Origin of the sequence: Nostoc sp. MG11 (assembly GCF_014904695.1) — a bacterium.
Classification (GTDB): domain Bacteria; phylum Cyanobacteriota; class Cyanobacteriia; order Cyanobacteriales; family Nostocaceae; genus Komarekiella.
In genome coordinates this window covers 1-22,464 of record NZ_JACXXN010000055.1, presented here as the reverse complement: position 1 = coordinate 22,464, position 22,464 = coordinate 1, and the positions used below count along the sequence as shown (strand labels likewise).

The following is a 22,464-nucleotide window of genomic DNA, read 5'->3' as shown; positions in this document are numbered from 1 at the left end:
CTCTGCGAAGCGGCTGAAATTAGTTTATGCTGGAAACAGTAAAAGATTAAGAAATTTTAAATTTTGCTTCCAGTGTACTCATGCAATGTATTGTTAATCGCCGTGCTCAGTTTTCAGCAAGTCATCGCTATTGGTTGCCGGAACTGAGTGAAGCCGAGAATATTGAGAAATTTGGTGCTTGCTCTAAATTTCCCGGACATGGACATAACTATGTACTATTTATCTCTTTAGCCGGGGAATTAGATAAATATGGCATGGTGCTGAACTTGTCCGATGTGAAACATGTAATCAAACGAGAAGTTACCAGCCAATTGGACTTTTCTTATCTCAACGATGTGTGGGTAGAATTTCAGCAAACTCTTCCCACCACTGAGAATATTGCACGAGTGATCTGGCAACGGCTAGCACCCCACTTACCTCTAGTCCGTGTGCAGTTGTTTGAACATCCTGAACTTTGGGCAGATTATATGGGAAACGGAATGGAATCCTACCTTACTATCAGCACTCACTTTAGCGCCGCTCATCGGCTAGCTCATCCTCAGCTAAGTAATGAAGAAAACACTGAGATTTATGGCAAGTGTGCTCGTCCCCACGGTCATGGACACAACTATCATTTAGAAGTCACAGTGAAAGGGGAAATTGATCCACGCACTGGTATGATTATCGACTTAGGTGCTCTGAATCATGTGATAGAAAATTATGTGGTTGAACCATTCGATCACACTTTTCTAAATAAAGACATTGGTTACTTTGCCGAAGTTGTTCCTACTGCTGAGAATATCGCACTTTATATTAGTAATTTACTGCGATCGCCTATCCAGGAATTAGGAGCTACACTCTACAAAGTTAAACTGATCGAAAGTCCTAATAACTCCTGCGAAATCTACTGTACTGAGTCAGAATCCAACTTAGTCAATGTAATGAATGAGCCTGTTTTGGCAAGAGTTTAAGTAATTGGTAATAGGTAATCATTTTTACCATTACCTATTACTTACTAGCATTTCATTACTTTAGTTTGCCAGTCTCAAACGAAAAAACCTAAATCATATTTTAAAAATATCGGCGACGTGCGGAATATCGCAAATAAAGATAAATTACCCAGGCTAGAATTCCAAAAAATAGATTTAGCGAAACTTGTTTAGCAATAAACCACATGATCTCAGTGTCGAAAATCTGCGACAAACGCAAAGGGCTAAGTTGTCTTGCTAAGAGAAACAGCCCAAAAATAGCATTTCCACCCAGTATAAGAGCAAACAGCACTAAACCCCGCTCCCAGTAACGATGCTGGGGTGTATAACCTGATATCAAGGTAATAGTGGGTTTGCCTTGCACTTTTCGCAGTAATTGCTCCAGTCGCCAAAACATCCACAGCAGCAACGGAAATAAACCATAGCTAAGGTAACGTAGGGGTAGTGAGTAACGCCAAGCACTAGATAAGACATTGACTAGGGCATGACAGATTACAGAATTAAGCCAAGCCCCAGGAACAAGCTTCCTGTCTCGATGCAAGCGGATCGTGGAGGAAATATATATTCCCAGGGCATATCCCCAAGGGGCAGAAAACATGGCGTGGACTGGCGTGCCGATACTACGATCAAGAATTGATGCTGTGCCGTGGAAAAGGTAAATCCAGTTCTCTTGGGCGGTGAATCCGAGGGCAACAGCTATGGTGAAAAGAAAAATGGTAGCAGGGAGTAATCGATACTTACGTTGTAGATAGCAGGTTGGGACAACAACCCCTACCAACTTGCAGCCTTCTTCAATTGGCCCTATTTCCACAAGCTGCCGCAAGGCTACACCAACCAGCCCAAATGTGCAGCGCTTTGTTACTAAACATCCCTGGTACTGCCAGTCTACAAGCCAGTTGAATACAGTTTCAAAAATCCATTCGAGACTAAGAGCGCAGAAACCAGATATTGCCCCAATGATAAAGAACAATAGCAAGGGTAACAAAGGTGGAGCATTTGGGACACGACAATAATAGTAGCCCAGCAGCAGTATCGGGGGCATTACTGCCCACAGTAGTAGGAAGAAATCAGCCACTCACCTGAGCAATTACTGTGCGATGACGGGGGCTGTTGCTACTGATAGTGGGAGCTTGGAAACCCGCCTCAACAATAGCTTGCTCAATGTCCAAAGTGAAATATTCATCTAAATACGGTTCTGTACTTTTGAGCAATGTCAAAATGTATGCTGGCATTTTCTTGTAAATTTCAGACTTGGGATTCATGTCCATAATTGCCAAGTAGCCACCTGGACGCAACACTCGCCGCATTTCAGCAAAGATCTGTCGGGTTGCTAACTGGGGTAATTCGTGGCACATCAAGAAAATGGAGACTAGATCAAATGAGTTATCTGGTAATCCACTAGATTCAGCTTGGGCATGAACCCAGTTAATTTTAGATTGACGTTGTTGGGCACGGTAGTGGGCAACGGCTAAGAAGTAGGCAGATAAATCTAAGCCTGTGATTTGAGCGTGAGGATAAACTGCTTCCAGGGCGAAGGTACTTAAGCCGACACTGCACCCTACATCTAAAATATCTTGTGGCTCGTTAGGAATTTGGCTTTTGAGAATATTGTGGTAACTTTGGCGCAGCATTGGATCGCCTTGCGCTTCAGCACCTTGCCAAATTTTAGCGTGGACGGCGTGAGCAGCTGACTCTACCTCAAAAGCAGCTTGCCAGTTGAGATTTCCAGTTTCATAGGCATGGAATGAAGTGAGGTAGTAATCGGGATAGGAAAGTTGAGGATTTTGTACTTGAGCTAGATAAGTTTTCCAATCACGTGCCTGTAGTGTTTCAACTTCTTGCGTCCAAGGCACGCCGATTTTCTCAGCGCGTTTAATCATCATTTGTCTAGCTTGATGCTTGGCTAGGTTGGCTAAAGGCTTAATTGCCAGTATGCCATTCACTAAGCGGGAAGCTAAGCCAGGGGCAGTGTGTACAGCAGCGGTCATAAGTCAGTTTGCGTTGAATAGCTTTTTCTACTTATGACATACTTGCTGCAAACCAGTCTAGAAGCAAATTAACTTATATAACAACAGTCTGCCTCCCCTAATTATTATAGAAACTTGACATTTGTAAGTCACCAAGGTTCTTAAAAGATGCGAATAATGCTGGTATTTAATTTATCTTTATCAGAGAAATTTATTTAAGACTGGTAAAATTTCGATACTGAGCAAAATCTATCTCAACAGAGATGGCAAAAGCTCAAGTGTCATTTAAAAGAAAACTACTATAAACTTCTCGATAGAAAATTATGGCAAGAGCAAGAAGAAGAGTAAGTGGCTTTTTAAGAGATTTTCAAGAATTTGCCCTCAAAGGCAATGTAGTTGATTTAGCGATCGCGGTCATTATTGGTACTGCCTTTGGCAAGATTATCACTTCTTTTGTTGAACATGTGATTATGCCATTGATTAACCCCTTGGTGAGTTTGAGTGGTAAAGACTGGAGAACAATCACCATTGGCCCAGGAATCGCTATTGGGCAGTTTCTCGGTGCAATCGTTGACTTTTTAATCATTGCTTTGATTTTATTTTTAGCAATTCAAGCCTTACAAAGATTTAAGAGACAAGAAGAAGTTGCTGATAATTTCCCACCAGACCCTAACCTTGTAGCTCAGGAAAGATTGACTGGCGCGTTGGATAGGCTGACTCAAACCTTGGAATCTCGGAATAATCAGGTTTTGTAATTGGGATTAGGGACTGGGGATTGGGGAGAATATTAATACCTAATACCTGATCCCTAATATTTAATCCCTAATTATCCTACTTTGCAGTATTCGGTTTAAGAGCTAACAACATCTCCAATTCACTAGTAGATTTATCTGGGCTAGTAGCAGTAACACCAAGACCACGAATAGAACTCAGGATGGCATTGGCTTCAGGCGGGATGGGTTGACCTTGTGCCGCAAAACGATTTACTAGGGACACAGTTGTGTCCATGTCCAGGTAGAAATAGCCACCGTTGGGTTTTTGCAGAGAACCAGTAATAGTTTTGAAGGTGTCGCTACTGTCGAGAGGTTGACTCTTACGATCTGCTACTGCTTCAGCAACAGGGCCACCAATAGCTACAAATAAGGTATCTTGATCCAGCCAACCATGCGCTAATAAAGCTCCTTGTTGGGGGATCTGCCATTCAGTGACGTCTTTACCAGCGATATTTCTTTTGGTGATATTTATTTGTTGTGTTTTGGCGAGGGTATCCAATTTCGTGAAGGTTCCTTCTGCCGTTTTGCGATCGCTGGTATCAAATACTAAAGCTCCCCCAAAACCAACACTAGCCAATACACCTTGATTAGAGGGAATAGCACCGAAGCCAAATTCCCCATTCATCCACCCAAAAACCTCTCTATCGAGGTCAATATTCACTTGTTTGAGTTGTCCACGCGCCTGTTCAACTACTTGCTTAAATTCCGGGTAATCTTTTGACTGTTCTACTAGCGTTTGCCAGCCCTGGCTGATACCTTGTCCGCTAACTAAAGCAAAAGTCTCAGCGGGAAATTGCCCGACTATCGTCGCAGGAGTCGTTTGATATTGGAATTTGCTCAGTTGCGGATCTAAATTGGCGATCGCTTTTACTCGCACTCCTCCATCATCAACTCCAACACCCGCTACCATAGATTTCACCTGCTTTAGTTGCGTCAGGGTTTGTGGTGGTAACTTTGTCGCCTGCGGACTTGTAGCTAGCAATTGCTGTACCATGCCTGCATAGTCAGGCACATAAATTTGGGCCAGCGTGTTTTTGACATCCATACTTTTGGCAATAATGCTACTTGCGCCTTCTTTACTTGCAAAGGAGGGCTGTCCTTTTAAGGTGTCGATTGCCTTTTCTACAGCTTGCCTTTCAGGAGAAAATGCTACATGGCTATTATTCAAAACAACGCTGTATGTCGGTTTGCCATTTTCTATAGTTTCTGTAATTTTTTGACCTTGATAGTCAGATTCCTGGATTTTGACCCCTTTTTGTGACTTTAATTTATTAGCAAAATTCAAGGCACTGAGTTTGTCCTTAATACCTACGACCATTAGTATATTGGGTTCCTGCTGTATATTTATTGGTGTATTAGGTGCGCCAGAAGGTACTTTTTGCTGCGCTGGTTTAGTTGGATTTGGTGGCAATACAGCAATCATTACACCGCCAACCCAAGGCTTGATATCTTTTTCATAGGAAATGTTACTGTCACTGAACACACTCTTATTAAAGTCTTCCAGACCTTTTGCTACTAACTTTTGTGCTTCTGGAGTGCCAAACTGCTGTAACTTTGCCCAAGCTAGAGGATCAGTGGTAATATAAGTTGCGAATAATGCTGTTGAAGGTATCACTTTAGCGCTGCCCAGAGCGCCAGAGCTATCCCCTAACGGGCTTTTAAAGTACATATAAGCTGCTACGCTTCCTGCCACAACTACAGCAGCGCCAACAGCAGGAATTAAAAACTTTGATTTACTTTCAGGCATTTTTTGTTATCCTCTTTTCCTCAAATTGTCACCAACATTTATACAAGCGTTATTGGAGAGTTTTCTGATTTATTAATAATTTCTACTAATTGATCGGTATTTACTGATAAAATTAGTAGTCCTACAAACTAGCAGTATGAAATTACTCTAAAAAATACTTCAATGGGATGAGGAGCGAATCCGTAAATGATATGTTGTTCATCTCAAAAAAAATAGCACGCTCAAGAGCGGCAAGTTATCCTAAGTTATAAGCACACTTAGGAGTATTTGTACTTAATAAAAATTTATTGAGGTGCAAGAAATTCTTGACCCAATCACACAAAAGTGCAAAATAACAGCTTACATCAGGAAAAGTAAATGTGGGAGGGATATGGAGAGAAGTCTGAGCGGAGCGCTCTCGTTAGAGCAGAAGTTTGCGATGCTACGCACAGTCGCTCTAAGCGTCTCGTAAACAAGGGCGAACAGACGCCAGTGACGCTCCTGCGTCGCTACCGCTACGCTAACGCACAAGTCGCTTAACCCGCCCAAGTGACTGGCTCAACTTTGTAACATAGGCTTTCTCTGTAGACACGTAATCCTGCAAAGAAGCAAGCTATGCCTTAATTGCGTAGAGAAACGTCTTGTTGTCAGACATCGAACTTCGGGAGAGATTGATTCAAATTCCCCAACCTCAGAGAGGAATTTTTGCCCTCACACGCCCTGTTGATTTGAGAAATACACCCAATAACAGCTATTGTTCTTAATTACATCCAGCCAGACTTTTCAGGATTACAAGGTAGGTCAGTAAGGATCAATGTCGCAGTCTTATTTTGATACAGAGAATAACGGACACAAATCTTTTGAGTTACCGGGAGCAAGACCACACTACAACCCTGATCGCCCCGGACAAGTAGAGCATATTTTTCTAGATCTTAGCTTGGATATCCCGAACCAAAGCTACCACGGCAATTGTAGTATTCGTCTGTTGCCAATACGTAATGGGATTGAGCGTTTGACTTTGGATGCTGTCAACCTGAATATCGAATCTGTGCAGGTAGACGAAGTGCCGCAAAATTTTGATTATGATGGAGAGCAGCTTTCCATCAAACTTTCTGAAACGACGCAAATTGATAAACGCTTGTTAATTGCGATCGCCTACTCGGTAGCAAAACCACAACGTGGTATTTACTTCATTCAACCAGACAAGCACTACCCGAACAAGCCCACCCAAGTCTGGACTCAAGGAGAAGATGAAGACTCTCGCTTCTGGTTTCCTTGTTTTGACTATCCAGGACAACTGTCAACTTCAGAAATTCGTGTCCGCGTTCCCAAACCTCTCATTGCCATTTCTAACGGCGAACTTATTGATACCGAGGACGATGGTAATGACAAAATCTACCATTGGTCGCAACAGCAAGTTCATCCTACCTACTTGATGACTCTGGCAGTAGGAGACTTTGCTGAAATTCGGGATGAGTGGAAGGGTAAACCCGTTACCTACTACGTGGAAAAAGGACGCGAGGAAGATGCCAAACGCAGCATGGGCAAAACTCCCCGCATGATTGAATTCTTAAGTGAAAAGTATGGTTATCCCTATGCTTTTCCGAAATATGCCCAAGTTTGTGTTGATGACTTCATCTTTGGCGGGATGGAAAATACCTCAGCAACTCTCCTAACAGATAGATGCTTGCTAGATGAACGTGCCGCCTTAGATAACCGCAATACAGAAAGTTTAGTCGTTCACGAACTCGCGCACCAGTGGTTTGGCGATTTAGTGATAATTAAGCATTGGTCTCATGCTTGGATTAAGGAAGGGATGGCTTCTTACTCTGAAGTGATGTGGACAGAACATGAATATAGTCTACAAGAAGCAGCTTACTATCGTTTATTAGAAGCTCGCCGTTACTTAAGTGAAGATAGCAGCCGCTACCGCCGTCCAATGGTAACGCACGTTTACCGAGAAGCCATTGAACTTTACGATCGCCACATCTATGAGAAAGGATCTTGTGTTTATCACATGATTCGGGCGGAATTAGGAGATAAATTGTTTTGGCAAGCAATTCAAACATTTGTCCAAGATAATGCTCACAAAACTGTAGAAACAATAGACCTACTCAGAGCAATTGAAAAAGCAACCGGACGTAATCTGTTGTTTCTTTTTGACCAATACGTTTATCGTGGTGGTCATCCTGATTTTAAAGTTGCTTATTCTTGGGATGGAGATGCTAACTTAGCAAAAGTTACAGTAACTCAAACCCAAGCGGTAGCCGATAAGAATGGCAGCAAGGATTTGTTTGATCTGAGAATACCCATAGGTTTTGGTTATACCCAACAGCAAGAAGCTGTGAGCCTGAAAACTTTCACAGTGCGAGTGAATGAACGTGATCAAAGCTTTTATTTCCCACTAGAAAACAAACCTCAATTTATCAGCTTTGATGTTGAGAATAACTATCTGAAAACAGTATCTTTGGAGTATCCAGTACCGGAGTTAAAAGCACAGTTAGAATTTGATCCCAACCCGATTTCTCGCATCTATGCAGCGGAAGCTTTAGCTAAAAAAGGTGGGTTAGAAGCAACGAAGGCATTGTCTACGTCGCTAAAAAATGACCCATTGTGGGGTGTACGGGTTGAAGTAGCTAAACAATTGGTAGAAATCAAGTTAGATCAAGCCTTTGATGGGTTAATTCCTGGGTTGAAAGATAAAAATGCAATCGTGCGACGATCTGTAGTGGAAGCACTTGCTCAAATCAAAACCGCGCAAAGCTATAAAGCTGTGAAAAATCTGGTGCAGAATGGCGATCCTAGTTACTACGTAGAAGCAATGGCATCTCGTAGTATTGGGGCGATCGCATCTGCTAATTTGGAAGAAAAACCCAAGGAAGACAAGGTGCTAAAGCTGCTGAAATCAGTTTTAGAAGAAAAAGCAGGTTGGAATGAAGTAGTGCGGAGTGGTGCGATCGCTGGCTTAGCTGAATTCAAAACCTCGGAAGCAGCTTTAAATCTGCTGATAGAATACACCAAACTTGGCGTACCGCAACCTCTGCGTCTAGCTGCAATTCGTGCTTTAGGAAAGATTTCTGGAGGTCAAAGTCCGGTCAATTTGGAACGGATTTTAGAAAGATTATCAGAACTCGCCAAGGAAACCTTCTTTTTAACGCAAGTAGCTGTAGCCGCAGGATTAGGACAAATGGAAACTCCTAAAGCGTTTGGAATTTTGCGAGCGCTAGCAGAGCAAACAGCAGATGGACGTGTACGTCGCTATGCTGAAGAAGAGATTTCCAAGGTGCAAAAGAGCATTGGTTCAGAACAAACATTGCGTCAGTTGCGTGAGGAATTTGACCAACTTAAACAACAAAACCAGGAACTTAGAAGTCGTTTAGAAAACTTAGAAGCAAAATCTAAGTAGCACGACATCATCGTAGATAAGCATAATTAAAAGTAGCTATTTAGTAATTGGTAATTGGTAATTTTTATCATATTTACCAATTACTATAGTTATACTTTTACTAACTAAAAATATTTTCAAATTTGTCAGATTAAATACTTTATTACTGAATTATTGCAATTGTAAAGTAAAAAAAGCTACACTTAGAGTTTTTTAGTTGATTCAAGTTTTGCTACACCTAGCGAGCGTTTGAGCTTTGAGTTTGGCTTTAGACCCGCTGTGGCTTTTTGTTTAATAGTTATTGTAAACACAGAGAATATTTAATTTACCACCTGGTATCTATCTTTAGAAATACAACAAATTGAAGAGGTAATTAAATTCCGATGTAGATACAACAAAGATTATCTCGGTCTTTATTGAACGTGAGTTCGACGAATCAAAGCCAAAAGGCTTTTCTGAAAAGAATTCCTAAATTCAGATAGCACATTAGTGTCAATAAGTGAATTTATTGATAATAATTTCAATAGTTCAGCCTTTTTGACTGGAAAATGTGCGATGTCTGACCACACCACAAGTCATTAACCTACTTATCAAGAAGTTACCCTTGGTTGGATACTGCGTTGCTCTTTAAGAGTAGAAGCAAGTATCTGTTGGTCTACGGGTTCTCCTTTAAAGTCAGGGTTATGCTTTGCCATACGCGTTTACGTTAACGCTAAAGATAGATTTTACAAAAGTTTGAAAGCTATTGTGCTCATCGAACTCACGTTGTTAATGGAAATACATCTGAATGTTTGCAGGCAAGTTTTGCAGGGTTGTTTTCATGCGTAAACCGGTTCTAACAATTTTTTACCAATTCAATCCTTGGAAAACCAGTATTGGAGGAATTCAGACACTAATTAAGACTTTTATCAAGTACGCACCCAACGAATTTGAAGTGCGGCTTGTCGGAACAGCAGATGAAAATCAGCCTATTCTGAATTGGCAAGCAGCAGAACTTGCAGGTAGAGAAATTAGCTTTCTACCTTTATTTTCCTTGAAAAATGATAATTTAAGGAGTCTGATACCTACCACGTTCAAGTATACGGCTGCCCTTTTAGGACGTTGCTTGTCCTCAGATTTTATGCACTTTCATAGACTAGAACCAAGCTTGGCAGCGTGGAATTGGCATGGAGAAAAAACTTTGTTTATCCATAATGATATTCACACGCAGATGCAAGCTGCGGGTGATCAAAAGGCGATCCTGTGGCGAAGATTTCCCGCAGCATATTTTGCTCTAGAAAGTTTGTTAGTTCGCCAGTTTAGCCAAATTCTTTCATGCAATACCGATGCAGCAGAATTTTACAAACAGCGTTATCCTTCGGTGCAAGACCGTGTTGCATACATCAAAAATTCGTTTGACAACGAAATTTTCTACCCCTTGAGTCAGGCACAACGGCAAGCCTATCGGCGTGAACTAGCTATCAAGATGGGTTTAGACGAGGAAACACATTTTATTTTGTTTGCAGGTCGGCTGCATCCACAAAAAGATCCGGTGCTGCTAGTACGTGGGTTTGCTGCTTTAAATCAACCGCAGACTCATCTTTTAATAGTGGGTGATGGGGAATTAGCGACGGAAATACGTGCGGAAATTGGTCGGTTGGGCTTGTCTGGTCGAGTGACGATGTTAGGGGCAGTAACGATAGAGGAACTGGCAAAGTTACATCGGATCAGCAATATCTTTGCTCTCAGTAGTGCTTATGAAGGCCTACCCTTGGTAGTTTTGGAGGCCTTGGCCAGTGGAACGCCAGTAGTGACAACTAGATGCGGTGAAACCCCAAAATTGTTAACTGCTGACAGTGGGGTTGTGTGTGAGCAACGTACACCAGAGTGTGTAGCAGATGCCTTACGCCAAGTAATACTGCATCCTGAAAATTATCCAAGTGCATCCTGTATAGGAACTGCACAGCCCTACGCTGCCCGCACTGTTATCCAGGGTTTTTACAGCAAAATGCTAAATCGTTGGGAGTTGGTAGGCAACTCGGCTGTTAGTCGAGAACTAGACTAGATGAACCATTTTGAGAAAAGAACTGATGCCATGAAAATAGCCGTCATTGGTGCGAAAGGTTTGCCTCCTAAACAAGGAGGAATTGAGCATTATTGTGCAGAAGTGTATCCCCGTATGGCCGCGCAGGGTCATTGTGTTGATTTATTCGCCCGGTCTTCTTATACCAACTGTTCTTGGTTTGACCATTATGATTATTGGGGTGTGCGAGTCATCCCCTTACCAGATTGGCGTTTACGTGGTCTTGATGCCTTGATGACTTCAGCATTAGGAGCGATCGCTTCTTGTGTTCAGCAATATGATATTGTTCATTTTCACGCTCTAGGCCCATCTCTATTTACTTGTTTACCCAAAATTACCACTTCTGCAAAGGTTGTAGTTAGCTGTCAGGGATTAGACTGGCAACGCGCCAAATGGGGCAATTTTTCCAGTCGTCTTATTCTGATGGGAGAGAAAGCAGCAGTGCGCTATGCCCACGGGCTAATTGTGGTATCAAAAGACCTCAAATCTTACTTTCTCCAAACCTATGGACGGGATACAGTCTACATCCCCAACGCTCCCGCCAGCTATAGTGCATCAGATCCCAACTTTTCCTACGGTACAGCCCTCGGTTTGACAAAGGGGCGCTACATTTTATTTTTGGGCAGACTAGTACCAGAAAAGCGTCCCGACTTGCTAATTGAAGCTTTCCGTGCTTTGAAACCAGCTGGATGGAAACTTGTTCTAGCTGGGGGTGTCAGCGATACTAAATCCTTCGCTGCAAAGTTATTAGAAACAGTTGCCAATGATCGAGATATTTTATTCGCGGGTGAACTCCAGCGTTCTCGTCTTTGGGAAATCGTCCGGGGAGCAGGATTATTTGTCCTACCTTCTGACGTGGAAGGACTACCTCTGGCAATGTTAGAGGCGATGCGCGAAGGTATACCCGTTCTGGCAAGCAACATCCCAGCCCATCAGCAATTAATTAGCGATCGCCAGGGAATGCTTTTTACAGCAGGAAACCTAGACTCTTGTATTACTTCTCTAGACTGGGCGATTAATCATCCCACTGAAATGGCGGCAATGGCTAAGAATGCACAAAAATACGTGCAGCTTCAATATAGTTGGGATCACATTACTTCTGAAACCTTAAAACTATACACAACAATTCTGAATTCATCTGAGCCAGTAGGTATATCGGAGCCTAGTAGCAGACTTGTTGGGTTTATCGGCAAAAAATAGGTTGTCATTTGTCCTTTGTCATTTGTTAATTACAACTGCAAAGGACTATTAACCAATGCCCAATCATAAAGGTATATGTAATGGAAAAAGGCTTTTCATCTTTACCAACAGTCTTAAAGCGGCGAAGTTTGCCAGCTTTGGCTACATTTGCTGCTGTAATTGGGGGTGCAGTTATCTATCTAACCTTTGCTCCACGTTTGTATCAATCATCAGCACGACTAATGCTAGATGACAAGCGAGTAAGTGTTTCCGATTTGGGACGTGACCTCACCCAAGTGCCTGTAGGTATACCTGGCGGCCCTAGCCCACTGGCCGATGCAGCAGAATTAGTTAAATCGCAACCTATTTTAGAGCGATCGCTAGCGAAAGTTTTTCCTGAGCCTCAAAGTCCGCTGAAAATTCAGAGATTCAGTAAAGATTTGCGAGTGAAAATTGTCCCAGCTACGAATATTTTGGTTTTAAGCTATCAAGCTCAAGACCCAATTCTGGCTGCAAAACTTGTCAATGCGGTTTCCCAGACAATGGTTGAGGAAAGTGCAGAACAGATCCGCAAAGAAGCTGCAAGCGTACGGAATTTCTTGGCAAAAGAAGTACCAACAGCTCGGCTACGCCTACAACAGGCAGAAGTTGTAGAAAACAGATACAGACAAGCTAGTGGTATTGTCTCCTTTGAAGACCAAAGCAAAAGTTTAGTCAACAGTTTAGCCAATCTGGAGGATCAGGAGCGGACTTTAGCTGGTCAACTTCAAGGGACGCGATCGCGTGGTGCATCTCTACGACAAATTACCTCCACCACAAACCTCAACAATGCTTATGCAGCTGTACGCGGTGGTCAAGATGAACAACTCCAGAAGTTACGCGCCAAATTGTCAGACTTAGGGACACAACTTATCGATGCTCGTTTGCGCTTTACAGAGAACCATCCCACTGTAATCACACTGCTTGAGAATCAGCGAGATGTCCGTGCTTTGTACACGAAGGAATTAGCCCGCCTCTCACCTGGAAATTCAGCCATTTCCCCCAGCACGATCGCATCCGATTCTCTGAGTCAGAATCTCACTTCTGAACTGATTAATAATGAGATTGAACGTTTGACAGTGGCAAATAAGCTACGAGTTGTCCAGTCTGTGAAAGCTAACCTCCAGGCTCGCTTAGCACAACTGCCAATTCAACAGCAACCACTGACTGCACTCACCCGCCAACGGGAAGAAGCAGCCGCATCTCTAAAATTGTTGCAAAGCAAATTAGAAGAAGCACGGATTGCGGAAGCCCAACTAATTGGCAACATCCGAATTATCGAAGAGGCGAAACCAGCGACTTCTGCCACTTCTCCCAACCGGGCGATCGTATTGGTGTTAGCCACCGTATTGGCAACTATTTTAGCCATTATTGTAGTACTCCTACTGGAGGTAATGGATAACACACTCCATGATGCTTCAGAAGCCGAGGAACTACTGAAAACACCCTTATTAGGAGCATTACCCACCCTACCAGAATTAATGCTTAGCCTGCAAGGATCAGAGAGTTTCCTGGATGATATTGCTTTAGTTGAGCCTTACCGGATGCTGCTAAAAACCTTAGAGTTTCGTAGCTCTAAGAAGTTGCGGAGCATTGTGATTAGTAGCACTCAATCGGGTGAGGGTAAATCAATAGTGGTTTCACACCTAGCTGCTGTCTGTGCCATGTTATCTCGGCGGACATTGATAGTGGATGCAGACTTACATCGCCCTATGCAACACAAACTATTCAACTTAGTTCCCAAGCCAGGAATTACCGATGTGCTTGACGGGCGTCAATCTTTTTTAGAGGCAGTGCAACCAATAAATAATATCAAAAATCTTTCAGTATTAACTTGTGGTGAACTGTATGAACGCCCTTCTCAGCTATTAGAGTCAGATGCAATGAAGTCACTGATAGCAGAAGCTACCTCTAAGTACGATTTTGTGATTATAGATACTCCTTCCCTTAATGCCAGCGCTGATGCTGCTACTTTAAGTCGGTATAGCGACGGCATTATGATAGTTACACGCCCCAGTTTCACACTTAAAGAATCACTGCAAAAAGCCATATCAGAACTTACACAAAATCGCATACCGATTCTGGGAGTGGTGGTCAATGGTACAACAGATCAAACTGAAAAGTCTTACCGCTATTTCTCTCGACCTCTCAAACGTTTAACCACTTTAGGGAGTACTGCCAATTCGTTTAACGGTTCGAGGTCTAAATGACGATGTTGACTAATCAACGCGCAAGTTTTTTGATGACATGGATTGTATTGGCAGGTCTGGGGATTGGTATATTTGCGGGCTTTCTTGCCAGCGTTCGGCCTGCTTACCTGGGCTTAGTGGCGATCGCAGTACCCATAGTTTTCTACTTCTTTACCAGATTTGAGCAAGCGGTTCTTGGTCTATTAATCGTACGTAGCGCTCTTGATCCTTTCTCTGATCAGCAAATACCAGCTGCGTTTGCTATTGGTATTAATATCCTAACTTTGCTTTATGTGGTGGCAACATTACTGGTCGGTCGGCCAGTCCGTACTGATCGGTTCTGGTGGTTGTTTGCAGGCTGGGTAGCCTTACAGGGCTTATGGGTAATACTCATACCTCTGGGAGGACAGTGGCATCATACTGGTGTTTGGCGAGATGGCGTCCGCGAGTGGGTGCGTCTTTTTTCCTGGCTGATGGTTTACTTGCTAGTGATGCAGCTCAAAGATCGAGTTCATCCGCAAAAGATTATCTCTGCATTATTTTTTGCCCTCGTTATACCTTTAACGGCAGCATTGATGCAGACGCTCCTTCCCGTTTCGCTTCTACCAGCCATCCTCCGAGGAACTCAAGACCCAATTCTGGGAGAGATTTCCCGGATTAACGGTACTCTTGGTCTTTCTAATACCTTCGTCACTTTTTTGTTACTGTTTATTGGTTTGACTTATTGGAAGTTAAGTCAGTCCCAGCAGCGCTGGCCTTGGCTAATTTTGCTTAGCTTACTCTGCTTTTTTTATGTGAGTACTAAAGCCCTATTTGGCTTGATGATCCTGGGCATTTTTATTCTGATTTTGATTACGCCAAGATTGAGCATACTTAATCTAATTGGTGGAGTATTTTTATTTGGCATAGTCATAGCTCTATTTGCTAGTACGGAATTTGGACAACAACGCCTCAGTTCGTTGCTGCAAACACCGCTCTTTAATCCAGATATGGATATATCACGAGCGATTCTTCTAGCCCAAGGAGATTACAACAGTTTTAACTGGCGGTTATCACAGTGGAGTTACCTACTAAAGGCTTGGGAGCAGTTTCCGCTTTTTGGTTATGGTCTGGCGACTAGCCGCCATTTAACTATTCATCGGAACTATGCTCACAACGATTATCTGATGGCTCTAGCAGAAGGTGGAGTTGTAGGTCTTTTAGTTTTTCTAGCCTTTCTTGGTACTCAGATTACACATTTTATTCATTTACTTCAGCGCACTTCCCAAAACGTGGCTCAGCAAAAGCTGTGCTGGGTATTGTTAGCGATGCTTTTATCCATAATGGTCGGCATGATTACTGAGAATATTTGGACTCATACAACTTTCTTTTTTTACTGGTGGACTCTGTTTGCTATCACTGCTTGGGACTGGAATCAACCAAAGCTTCTGGACAACTCTGCGGCTGAGTAAAACCTCTATAGCAATTACATTCGTAATAATGACCCAGCGCTTGATTGACTCTAGCAATTACACCCAACTAAAAGCACGACATCAACGACCCTATCGGGTAGTTTTGGTGCATCCGAGTGCAGGGGTTAACTGGAGTGGTGGCTCAGAAATCTTTGCCATTGAGCTTGCTCGTAACCTCAACGCTGACTTTGAGGTGGAATTATTAGCAGGCGCACCCTGTAGCCCTTTTTATTATCCGGCTGGTGGTATTCCTCGCACAAAGGCGCGTCAGATTCTCAATTATTTGTCGATCGCTTCTGTAATGAGACGGTTTTCTCCTCATCCTGAAATCGTTATTGAACACCTGACTAGCTTTTGGCCTTGTGCTACGCGATTGCTACAACACCCAGCTGATCTGATTTTTCCTTGTAATGATTACGGGGGCTTAGCAATGGCAGCTTTTGTGCGTGCTCTAATTGGTACGCCGATTGTTTATACCGAACATACTGGATTGTTAAATCAAGGGCGATCGCTTGCACGCAACTTGCTATTTCAGCCGGATCATCTTGTAGTCTTTTCTGAAACGATGGCTGATTTTGCGCGGACTTTACAACCTTCTCAAGCTACCAGCATTATTCTCAACGGCGTAGATACTAACCGCTTTACACCTGAAGGCGAAAAGATGGCTTTGGGTTTAAGTAAACCTCTAGTTCTATGTGTAGCTTCTCTCAATCGTAACGGACACAAGCGAGTTGAACTAGCAATGCAGGCAGTTGCTTGTTTACCGCAAGTCAGTTTTCTGATTTGTGGAGATGGCCCTGATCGAGGATATTTTCAATCTTTAGGTGAAAAATTATTAGGAAGCGATCGCTTTGCCATCAAAACTTTTCCTGCTGAGCAAATGCCTAAAGTTTATCGCAGTGCAAATGCATTTACTCTACCTTCTATCAATGAACCATGTGCGCTTTCTTATCTGGAAGCAATGGCTAGTGGTTTACCAGTAGTTGCCACAGACGATGAAATGCGTCGCTATGTTGTTGCAGATGGTGGAATTCTCTGTGATGTCACAGATATAGATAGCTATGCTGCTGCTATTGCCAAAGTTTTGAGTGGAAATTGGCAGCAGAAAGCTAGACGGATTGGCTCGCGTTTTAGCTGGGACGCTGTTGCTTTGCGCTATCGCGATGTCATTTTAAAGACAATTCTTCAGTCTAAAAAACCTTAGTTTTATGAGCTTGATAATATGCCAAAAGTTTCTGTAATTATTCCCGTTTATAATGCGATGACTTATCTGCCTGAGACTTTAAAAAGTGTTTTGAGGCAGACTTTTACAGATTTTGAAGTGTTAATTATTGATGATGGTAGTACAGACAATATTGGGCAATGGGCAAATGATTTAGTAGACTCACGAGTAAAATTGATTGTGCAAAAAAATCAAGGTGCTTCGGTGGCACGCAACACAGGAATTGCTCAGGCAAAAAGCGAGTACATAGCATTTTTAGACGCCGATGATCTGTGGGAGCCGACTAAGCTAGAAAAACAAGTGCGTTGTCTAGAAGATAACCCAGCAGTAGGCTTGGTACATACGAATATGTTGCTAATTGATTGGCAAGGTCAATCTTCAGGTAGAGTTATGAAATCCAATGCAGAAGGAGATGCTTTAAAACAATTATTGAGGCAGAATACTATAGTTACTTCTTCGGTGATCCTCCGCAATAATTGCCTGACAACTGTCGGCGAATTTGATCGGAACTTACGCTACTCTCAAGACTGGGATATGTGGGTTCGGATTGCTGCTCGTTATCCCTTGGCTGTAATTAAAGAACCTCTAGTTTACTATCGGCAACATCCCAATAACGCCACAAAAAACTGGCAGATGTTGGAACAAAATTTAGGAATGATTGAGAAATTATTCCAATCAGTTTCACAAGAGCTACTGTATTTAAAAAACCGTAGCTATGGTTATGCGAGTATCTATTTAGCTTGGAAAGCTCTACAAAATGGCGATCGCCAACAAGCAAGATATTTTCGTAACCAAGCGATCGCCCATTATCCGCAGCTACGCTACTCTTCTGGATGTATTCGTTTGAGTGTAGCGATCGCAATTATGCAATGTTTGGGAGCTGATGGTTTTAACAGAGTGCTGGCACTCATCTACGCTCTGCGTCGGCGATTTGTATCAATTATTGCACAGTGATATTTTCAAAAAAGGCGATCACTACACATTTAATTTGAGCTATGGCGATCATCTACTGGTTAGGACTTGAAGGCTATATTCGAGTCAAATAAACGCCTCAAAGTCTGCGATACTACCATTTTTCTACTTCCTTACTCGTTTGGTATTAAAAAATTAGAGATATCTGGCTAATTTTGAATTGGAGAGGTCAATAGCCTTAAATATGGCAAGGATATCGCAGCATATCTTAATCCCAGTTCACCACAAACAAAATGGTTGATAGTGTTGAAAAAGTACTAAAACACCAACATCTCACCATTTGCGATCGGCGATTAACAACACAATCACCGGAAAAATTTCCCTCGATATAGGAAGTGATTATGGGACTACGCCATCAAGCCTTAAAAGGCGGATTTATCATGCTTATCCGTCAAGGTTTGGGTATATTGCTCAGCTTAGTAGGCGTGATATTAATTACGAGAGTAATCGGCCCAACTGAGTACGGACTTTTTGGAGCAAGTAGTGGTATTGTCATCTTCTTTTACCGTTTAGCTCCATCGGGTCTGGATGCTTATCTACTTCGCAAAAAGACTAATCCAGAGCAACATGAGTACAATCAAGTTTTCACTCTTTTGCTATGCATTAATATCATTTGTGTCGTCGGTCTTTTGCTGGGAAGACAGATGATTGCTCAATTGCTCAGGCTTCCAGAAATTGCACCGCTTGTAGCAATTTTAGCTTTAACCATACCTTTGAGTACTTTAAATCTGCCTTGGGTAGTAAAGCTGGAACGTGACCTAAACTATCAACGCATAGCATATATTGAGTTACTTAGCCAGATTAGCTACTATCTCGTAGCAGTGCCATTAGCACTACATGGATATGGTGCTTGGTCGCCCGTTCTTGGCTTATTCACACAGCAAGCTTGCCAATTAGCACTAAATTACTTTAGTAGCAATCTGCGGCTGCGCTTATCCTGGAATCCAGATTTAATTCGGACAATGCTTGAGTATGGACTAAGCTATGCGAGTTCGATTTGGATTTGGGAATTGCGTACGTTAGTCAATCCAGTGATTGTGGGACGTTTCGCTGGGGCTGAAGCCGTTGCCTTTGTGGCTCTATGCATTCGCCTGGTTGAGATGCTTTCTTTTGCTAAAACAGTGACTTGGCGACTGGCTATGGTAGCACTTCCTAAGTTAGGAGATGACAAAATTCGTATACGCAAGAGTATTCAAGAGGGAATGCGTCTGCAAGTGCTAGCAGTTGGGCTACCAATGGCAGGGTTTTCTCTGGTGGCTCCTGTGGTTTTGACACTCGTTTTTGGTAAAAATTGGAATCCGGTGCTGCAAGTACTTCCGTTTATTGCCGTTAGCTATCTTTCCCATGCCATTTTCAACTTACATCGCTCAGTACTATATTTAGAGTGTAAAAATCTTCTGGTAACTTGGTTTCACCTGGTTCACGTAGCACTGTTTGCCGGAAGTGCGTTTTTGCTAGTGCCACGCTTGGGGATGATTGGTTATGGCTGGGCTGAAATCTGTGCGTTAGCTAGCTATTTTATTCTTCATCTATACACTATTAGAGAAGTAGGTAGTCTAAATTATACTGAACCACTTGTTTGGTACATTATCTCGGTTACTGTTTTGATTTTAAGTGCCTTCAGCGGTTCAGTTCGTTACCTGTCTTGCTTGTTATTACTGCTTCCACTGACATCAACTAAAGAGAGAAATAGTCTGGTTGGCTATTTTAAAATATTGAAATCTTAAAGTTGATAAAGGTAGATCAATCCTAAATTGGTATTTTGATTAACAACTACAACTACAGGTTTTTAGTGGCGCTCTGTTTGCGATCACTCACTCGCTGCTGCAATCTATCAACAATCAAAGTTTGGTTTATTAATCATTCTTTGATTAGATAGTAATAGTACTGTTGCCTTATGTAGCTGATGATAAACACAAGTACTTAGTTAGTGCATCCTGACTTATATATGTAATATTTATATTTATATAAATAATGGTTAAGAAAAGATAAAATCATCAAAAACTTAGATAAGTAGTTGTAGTTTTATAAAGTATAATTAAGAAAAAGATAGACAAATCTAAGCAGTTAATCTAGTAGGCAAAAATTGCCTCAAATACTTTCCTCTAAAAGGTTAGGTTTTAATTGTTTTAGATAAAAGACTATTGCTATCCTGGACTTGCAAACAGCTTGCTAGTCAGGAGATAAGCGAACAAAATTGTAAAATTCCCAGTCAAAGAGGCAAAAAAAGGCGTGGGTCAGTATCAACCTGCTCAGCTAAAGCAGTATAATCCAGACGCGATCGCTCGTTACTATCGTTACCGTCCCTGGCAAGCTTGGGGGCGACTCCTGAGAATTATCTGGTCTTTTGCAGGATTTATACTCAATCTTAAGTGGGACGAATGGCAAGATAAAGTTGAGCAGAACAAGGGTAAACGAGCTATCCAGTTGCGAGAACTGCTCACCCGCCTCGGCCCTACTTTTATTAAAGTTGGTCAAGCCCTCTCTACGCGGCCTGACCTGATACGCAAAGATTTCTTAGAAGAACTGGTGAAGCTGCAAGACCAGTTGCCACCTTTCGATAGTGCGATCGCCTACCAAATGATCGAAACTGAACTAGACCGCCCAATTCACGAAAGTTTTAGCGAACTTTCCCCAACGCCAGTAGCGGCTGCTAGTTTAGGTCAAGTATACCGGGGTCGTTTAGTGAGTGGCGAAGAAGTCGCTGTGAAGGTGCAACGCCCCAACTTACGCCCGACTCTCACACGCGACCTGTATCTGTTGCGTTGGGCAGCAGGTTGGCTAGCTCCTTTGTTGCCCCTCAATCTTGGTCATGACCTGACTTTAATTGTGGACGAGTTCGGGACTAAATTATTTGAAGAAATCGACTATATAAATGAAGGTCGCAACGCCGAAAAATTTGCTAGTAACTTCCGCGACGATCCGCAAGTCAAAGTTCCAGCTATTTACTGGCGTTACACCAACACCCACGTTTTAACCCTGGAATGGATTAACGGCTTCAAGCTAACAGACACTCAACGCATCCGGGAAGCAGGTTTAGACCCAGAAGCAATTATCCAAATTGGTGTTACTTCGGGCTTGCAACAGTTATTGGAACACGGCTTCTTCCATGCTGACCCCCATCCCGGCAATTTGTTCGCCATACCCGATGGTCGGATGGCTTACATTGACTTCGGCATGATGGATCAATTAGAGGAAACCACCAAAGAAACGCTGGTGGATGCCCTAGTGCATCTTGTAAATAAAGACTACATGGATTTAGCCGAAGACTTTGTTAAGCTAGGCTTTTTGACTCCAGACACGAATATTTGCCCAATTGTGCCAGCATTAGAAGCAGTGCTAGGAAACGCCATTGGCAAAAATGTCAAGGATTTTAACTTCAAAACTATTACCGATGAATTCTCGGAACTGATGTACGAATATCCTTTCCGAGTCCCGGCAAAGTTTGCTTTGATTATTCGTTCGCTGGTGACACAGGAAGGTATTGCTCTGAGTCTCAACCCGGATTTTAAAATTGTTGAGGTAGGTTATCCATACATAGCACGGCGGTTGCTGACAGGGGAATCGCCCAATTTGCGGCGGCGATTACTAAATGTGTTATTTAAAGATGGTAAATTCCAGTGGCAGCGATTAGAAAATTTAATTGCGATCGCTCGTACTGATGACAACTTTGATGTCTTGCCTACAGCGCAGATGGGATTCCAATTTTTGATGTCGGATGAAGGCAAGTTTCTCCGGCGTCAGTTGGTGCTTGCTATCACTGAAGATGACCGCCTCCACACCGAAGAAGTCCAACGTCTGTGGAACCTGGTTAAAGACGACTTACAGCCAAATCGTTTATTCAATTTAGCGATCGGGCTTTTAACAGATTTATCTAGAGAAGGCGCAGCAGCTATTTTACCAAAAGCTACTTTCCTTGCGCCTTTTGCAGGAGATCAGTCAGCAAGTAAAAAATAAAAGTTTGTACAGCATATCTTGTTTTAATATCAATCAGGAGTTTTAATGTATTATTTCCCTCTGCAACCCCCCTATTTTCTGTTACTTGTTGGCTTTTTGGCAGCATTAACTTCTGGTCTGGCTTTATCTGGTACTTTGAAAGTAATTGTGCAGAAATGGCCAAGTGATCGCACCGAAAATACTAAACCACGTTCTGCATTGAAACAATTGGTTGTACCATTTATTGGCATAACTGCTGGTGTTTGCCTATTTCTCTCTTCAGGTTTAGAGATATTTGGCTTTCCCTCCTTGCTAGCTTTAGGAGTTGGTCTACCTGTTAGTCTGCTTACTTGTTTGTTAGTTTGGTTGCAGTTGGGAAGTATGTTGACCTTTGCCGAACGCCGAGGAATGCAATCTTTAGATTTAGATTCTTTCTCTTAGAGGATGTTTGAAAAGTCCTTGGAGATGTATCAAATACTTTTAGATCCCCCGAAATCCCCCTTTTTAAGGGGGACTTTGAGAGGTTTTTGCCCCCCTTTTGAAGGGGGGTTGGGGGGATCAAAAGCCTGTGGGGCAACTCTCAAAGACTTGTGTG

General features: G+C 42.5%; 16 protein-coding genes. 13 read left to right on the top strand and 3 right to left on the bottom strand.

The features are described from left to right. Window positions 1–80 precede the first annotated feature (80 nt). A complete protein-coding gene (locus tag HCR01_RS32660) occupies window positions 81–950 on the top strand; it encodes a 6-carboxytetrahydropterin synthase (RefSeq protein ID WP_193200130.1) in 870 nt (289 codons plus the stop codon). Window positions 951–1,050: 100 nt separating this feature from the next. On the opposite strand, the gene HCR01_RS32655 is transcribed toward HCR01_RS32660, so the two are convergent. Beyond that, on the bottom strand, window positions 1,051–2,043 hold the full coding sequence (locus HCR01_RS32655; protein ID WP_193200129.1) for a PrsW family intramembrane metalloprotease: 993 nt from the start codon (window positions 2,041–2,043) through the stop codon (window positions 1,051–1,053). Beyond that, the gene (locus tag HCR01_RS32650; RefSeq protein WP_193200128.1) at window positions 2,036–2,956 is read right to left on the bottom strand and encodes a class I SAM-dependent methyltransferase; all 921 of its coding nucleotides are present in this window, start codon (window positions 2,954–2,956) and stop codon (window positions 2,036–2,038) included. The genes HCR01_RS32655 and HCR01_RS32650 overlap by 8 nt, the downstream gene beginning before the upstream one ends. A gap of 302 nt (window positions 2,957–3,258) precedes the next feature. Here HCR01_RS32650 and mscL point away from each other — a divergent pair, with 302 nt between their 5' ends. Further along, window positions 3,259–3,690, top strand: coding sequence for a large conductance mechanosensitive channel protein MscL (gene mscL, locus HCR01_RS32645; protein ID WP_193200127.1), 432 nt, complete (start codon window positions 3,259–3,261; stop codon window positions 3,688–3,690). Window positions 3,691–3,766: 76 nt separating this feature from the next. Here mscL and HCR01_RS32640 read toward each other — a convergent pair whose 3' ends face one another. Then, window positions 3,767–5,455, bottom strand: a complete 1,689-nt coding sequence (locus HCR01_RS32640) for a DUF3352 domain-containing protein (protein WP_193200126.1) — start codon at window positions 5,453–5,455, stop codon at window positions 3,767–3,769. 357 nt (window positions 5,456–5,812) lie between these two features. Between HCR01_RS32640 and HCR01_RS32635 the strand changes: the two genes are divergently transcribed. The 11 genes from HCR01_RS32635 to HCR01_RS32585 all read left to right on the top strand — a co-directional run bounded on the left by HCR01_RS32635 (window position 5,813) and on the right by HCR01_RS32585 (window position 22,310). Further along, window positions 5,813–5,974, top strand: a complete 162-nt coding sequence (locus HCR01_RS32635) for a hypothetical protein (RefSeq protein ID WP_193200125.1) — start codon at window positions 5,813–5,815, stop codon at window positions 5,972–5,974. Between the two features lie 274 nt (window positions 5,975–6,248). Beyond that, complete coding sequence (locus HCR01_RS32630; protein ID WP_193200124.1) at window positions 6,249–8,840, top strand: M1 family metallopeptidase; 2,592 nt, start codon at window positions 6,249–6,251, stop codon at window positions 8,838–8,840. 799 nt (window positions 8,841–9,639) lie between these two features. Continuing rightward, window positions 9,640–10,863, top strand: coding sequence for a glycosyltransferase (locus HCR01_RS32625; RefSeq protein WP_193200123.1), 1,224 nt, complete (start codon window positions 9,640–9,642; stop codon window positions 10,861–10,863). Between the two features lie 30 nt (window positions 10,864–10,893). Continuing rightward, window positions 10,894–12,081, top strand: a complete 1,188-nt coding sequence (locus tag HCR01_RS32620) for a glycosyltransferase family 4 protein (protein WP_193200136.1) — start codon at window positions 10,894–10,896, stop codon at window positions 12,079–12,081. A gap of 80 nt (window positions 12,082–12,161) precedes the next feature. Then, window positions 12,162–14,309, top strand: a complete 2,148-nt coding sequence (locus HCR01_RS32615) for a GumC family protein (protein WP_193200122.1) — start codon at window positions 12,162–12,164, stop codon at window positions 14,307–14,309. A gap of 2 nt (window positions 14,310–14,311) precedes the next feature. Continuing rightward, the gene (locus tag HCR01_RS32610) at window positions 14,312–15,739 is read left to right on the top strand and encodes an O-antigen ligase family protein (RefSeq protein ID WP_193200121.1); all 1,428 of its coding nucleotides are present in this window, start codon (window positions 14,312–14,314) and stop codon (window positions 15,737–15,739) included. A 28-nt stretch (window positions 15,740–15,767) separates the two neighbouring features. Then, window positions 15,768–16,943: a glycosyltransferase gene (locus tag HCR01_RS32605; RefSeq protein WP_193200120.1), complete on the top strand. Its 1,176-nt coding sequence runs from the start codon at window positions 15,768–15,770 to the stop codon at window positions 16,941–16,943. 18 nt (window positions 16,944–16,961) lie between these two features. Then, window positions 16,962–17,915 (top strand): glycosyltransferase family 2 protein, encoded by a 954-nt coding sequence (locus HCR01_RS32600; protein WP_193200119.1) that lies wholly within the window; start codon window positions 16,962–16,964, stop codon window positions 17,913–17,915. Window positions 17,916–18,274: 359 nt separating this feature from the next. Then, on the top strand, window positions 18,275–19,660 hold the full coding sequence (locus tag HCR01_RS32595; protein ID WP_193200118.1) for an oligosaccharide flippase family protein: 1,386 nt from the start codon (window positions 18,275–18,277) through the stop codon (window positions 19,658–19,660). 505 nt (window positions 19,661–20,165) lie between these two features. After that, window positions 20,166–21,890, top strand: coding sequence for an ABC1 kinase family protein (locus HCR01_RS32590; RefSeq protein ID WP_193200117.1), 1,725 nt, complete (start codon window positions 20,166–20,168; stop codon window positions 21,888–21,890). 45 nt (window positions 21,891–21,935) lie between these two features. Continuing rightward, window positions 21,936–22,310 (top strand): hypothetical protein, encoded by a 375-nt coding sequence (locus HCR01_RS32585; RefSeq protein WP_193200116.1) that lies wholly within the window; start codon window positions 21,936–21,938, stop codon window positions 22,308–22,310. The last annotated feature ends 154 nt before the right edge of the window (window positions 22,311–22,464 follow it).

Bases quoted from the DNA above. Each gene is read 5' to 3' on its own strand.
- HCR01_RS32660 (WP_193200130.1), top strand. From the start codon at position 81: ATGCAATGTATTGTTAATCGCCGTGCTCAGTTTTCAGCAAGTCATCGC.
- HCR01_RS32650 (WP_193200128.1), bottom strand. From the start codon at position 2,956: ATGACCGCTGCTGTACACACTGCCCCTGGCTTAGCTTCCCGCTTAGTG.
- mscL (WP_193200127.1), top strand. From the start codon at position 3,259: ATGGCAAGAGCAAGAAGAAGAGTAAGTGGCTTTTTAAGAGATTTTCAA.
- HCR01_RS32640 (WP_193200126.1), bottom strand. From the start codon at position 5,455: ATGCCTGAAAGTAAATCAAAGTTTTTAATTCCTGCTGTTGGCGCTGCT.
- HCR01_RS32635 (WP_193200125.1), top strand. From the start codon at position 5,813: ATGTGGGAGGGATATGGAGAGAAGTCTGAGCGGAGCGCTCTCGTTAGA.
- HCR01_RS32630 (WP_193200124.1), top strand. From the start codon at position 6,249: ATGTCGCAGTCTTATTTTGATACAGAGAATAACGGACACAAATCTTTT.
- HCR01_RS32625 (WP_193200123.1), top strand. From the start codon at position 9,640: ATGCGTAAACCGGTTCTAACAATTTTTTACCAATTCAATCCTTGGAAA.
- HCR01_RS32620 (WP_193200136.1), top strand. From the start codon at position 10,894: ATGAAAATAGCCGTCATTGGTGCGAAAGGTTTGCCTCCTAAACAAGGA.
- HCR01_RS32615 (WP_193200122.1), top strand. From the start codon at position 12,162: ATGGAAAAAGGCTTTTCATCTTTACCAACAGTCTTAAAGCGGCGAAGT.
- HCR01_RS32610 (WP_193200121.1), top strand. From the start codon at position 14,312: ATGTTGACTAATCAACGCGCAAGTTTTTTGATGACATGGATTGTATTG.
- HCR01_RS32605 (WP_193200120.1), top strand. From the start codon at position 15,768: ATGACCCAGCGCTTGATTGACTCTAGCAATTACACCCAACTAAAAGCA.
- HCR01_RS32600 (WP_193200119.1), top strand. From the start codon at position 16,962: ATGCCAAAAGTTTCTGTAATTATTCCCGTTTATAATGCGATGACTTAT.
- HCR01_RS32595 (WP_193200118.1), top strand. From the start codon at position 18,275: ATGGGACTACGCCATCAAGCCTTAAAAGGCGGATTTATCATGCTTATC.
- HCR01_RS32585 (WP_193200116.1), top strand. From the start codon at position 21,936: ATGTATTATTTCCCTCTGCAACCCCCCTATTTTCTGTTACTTGTTGGC.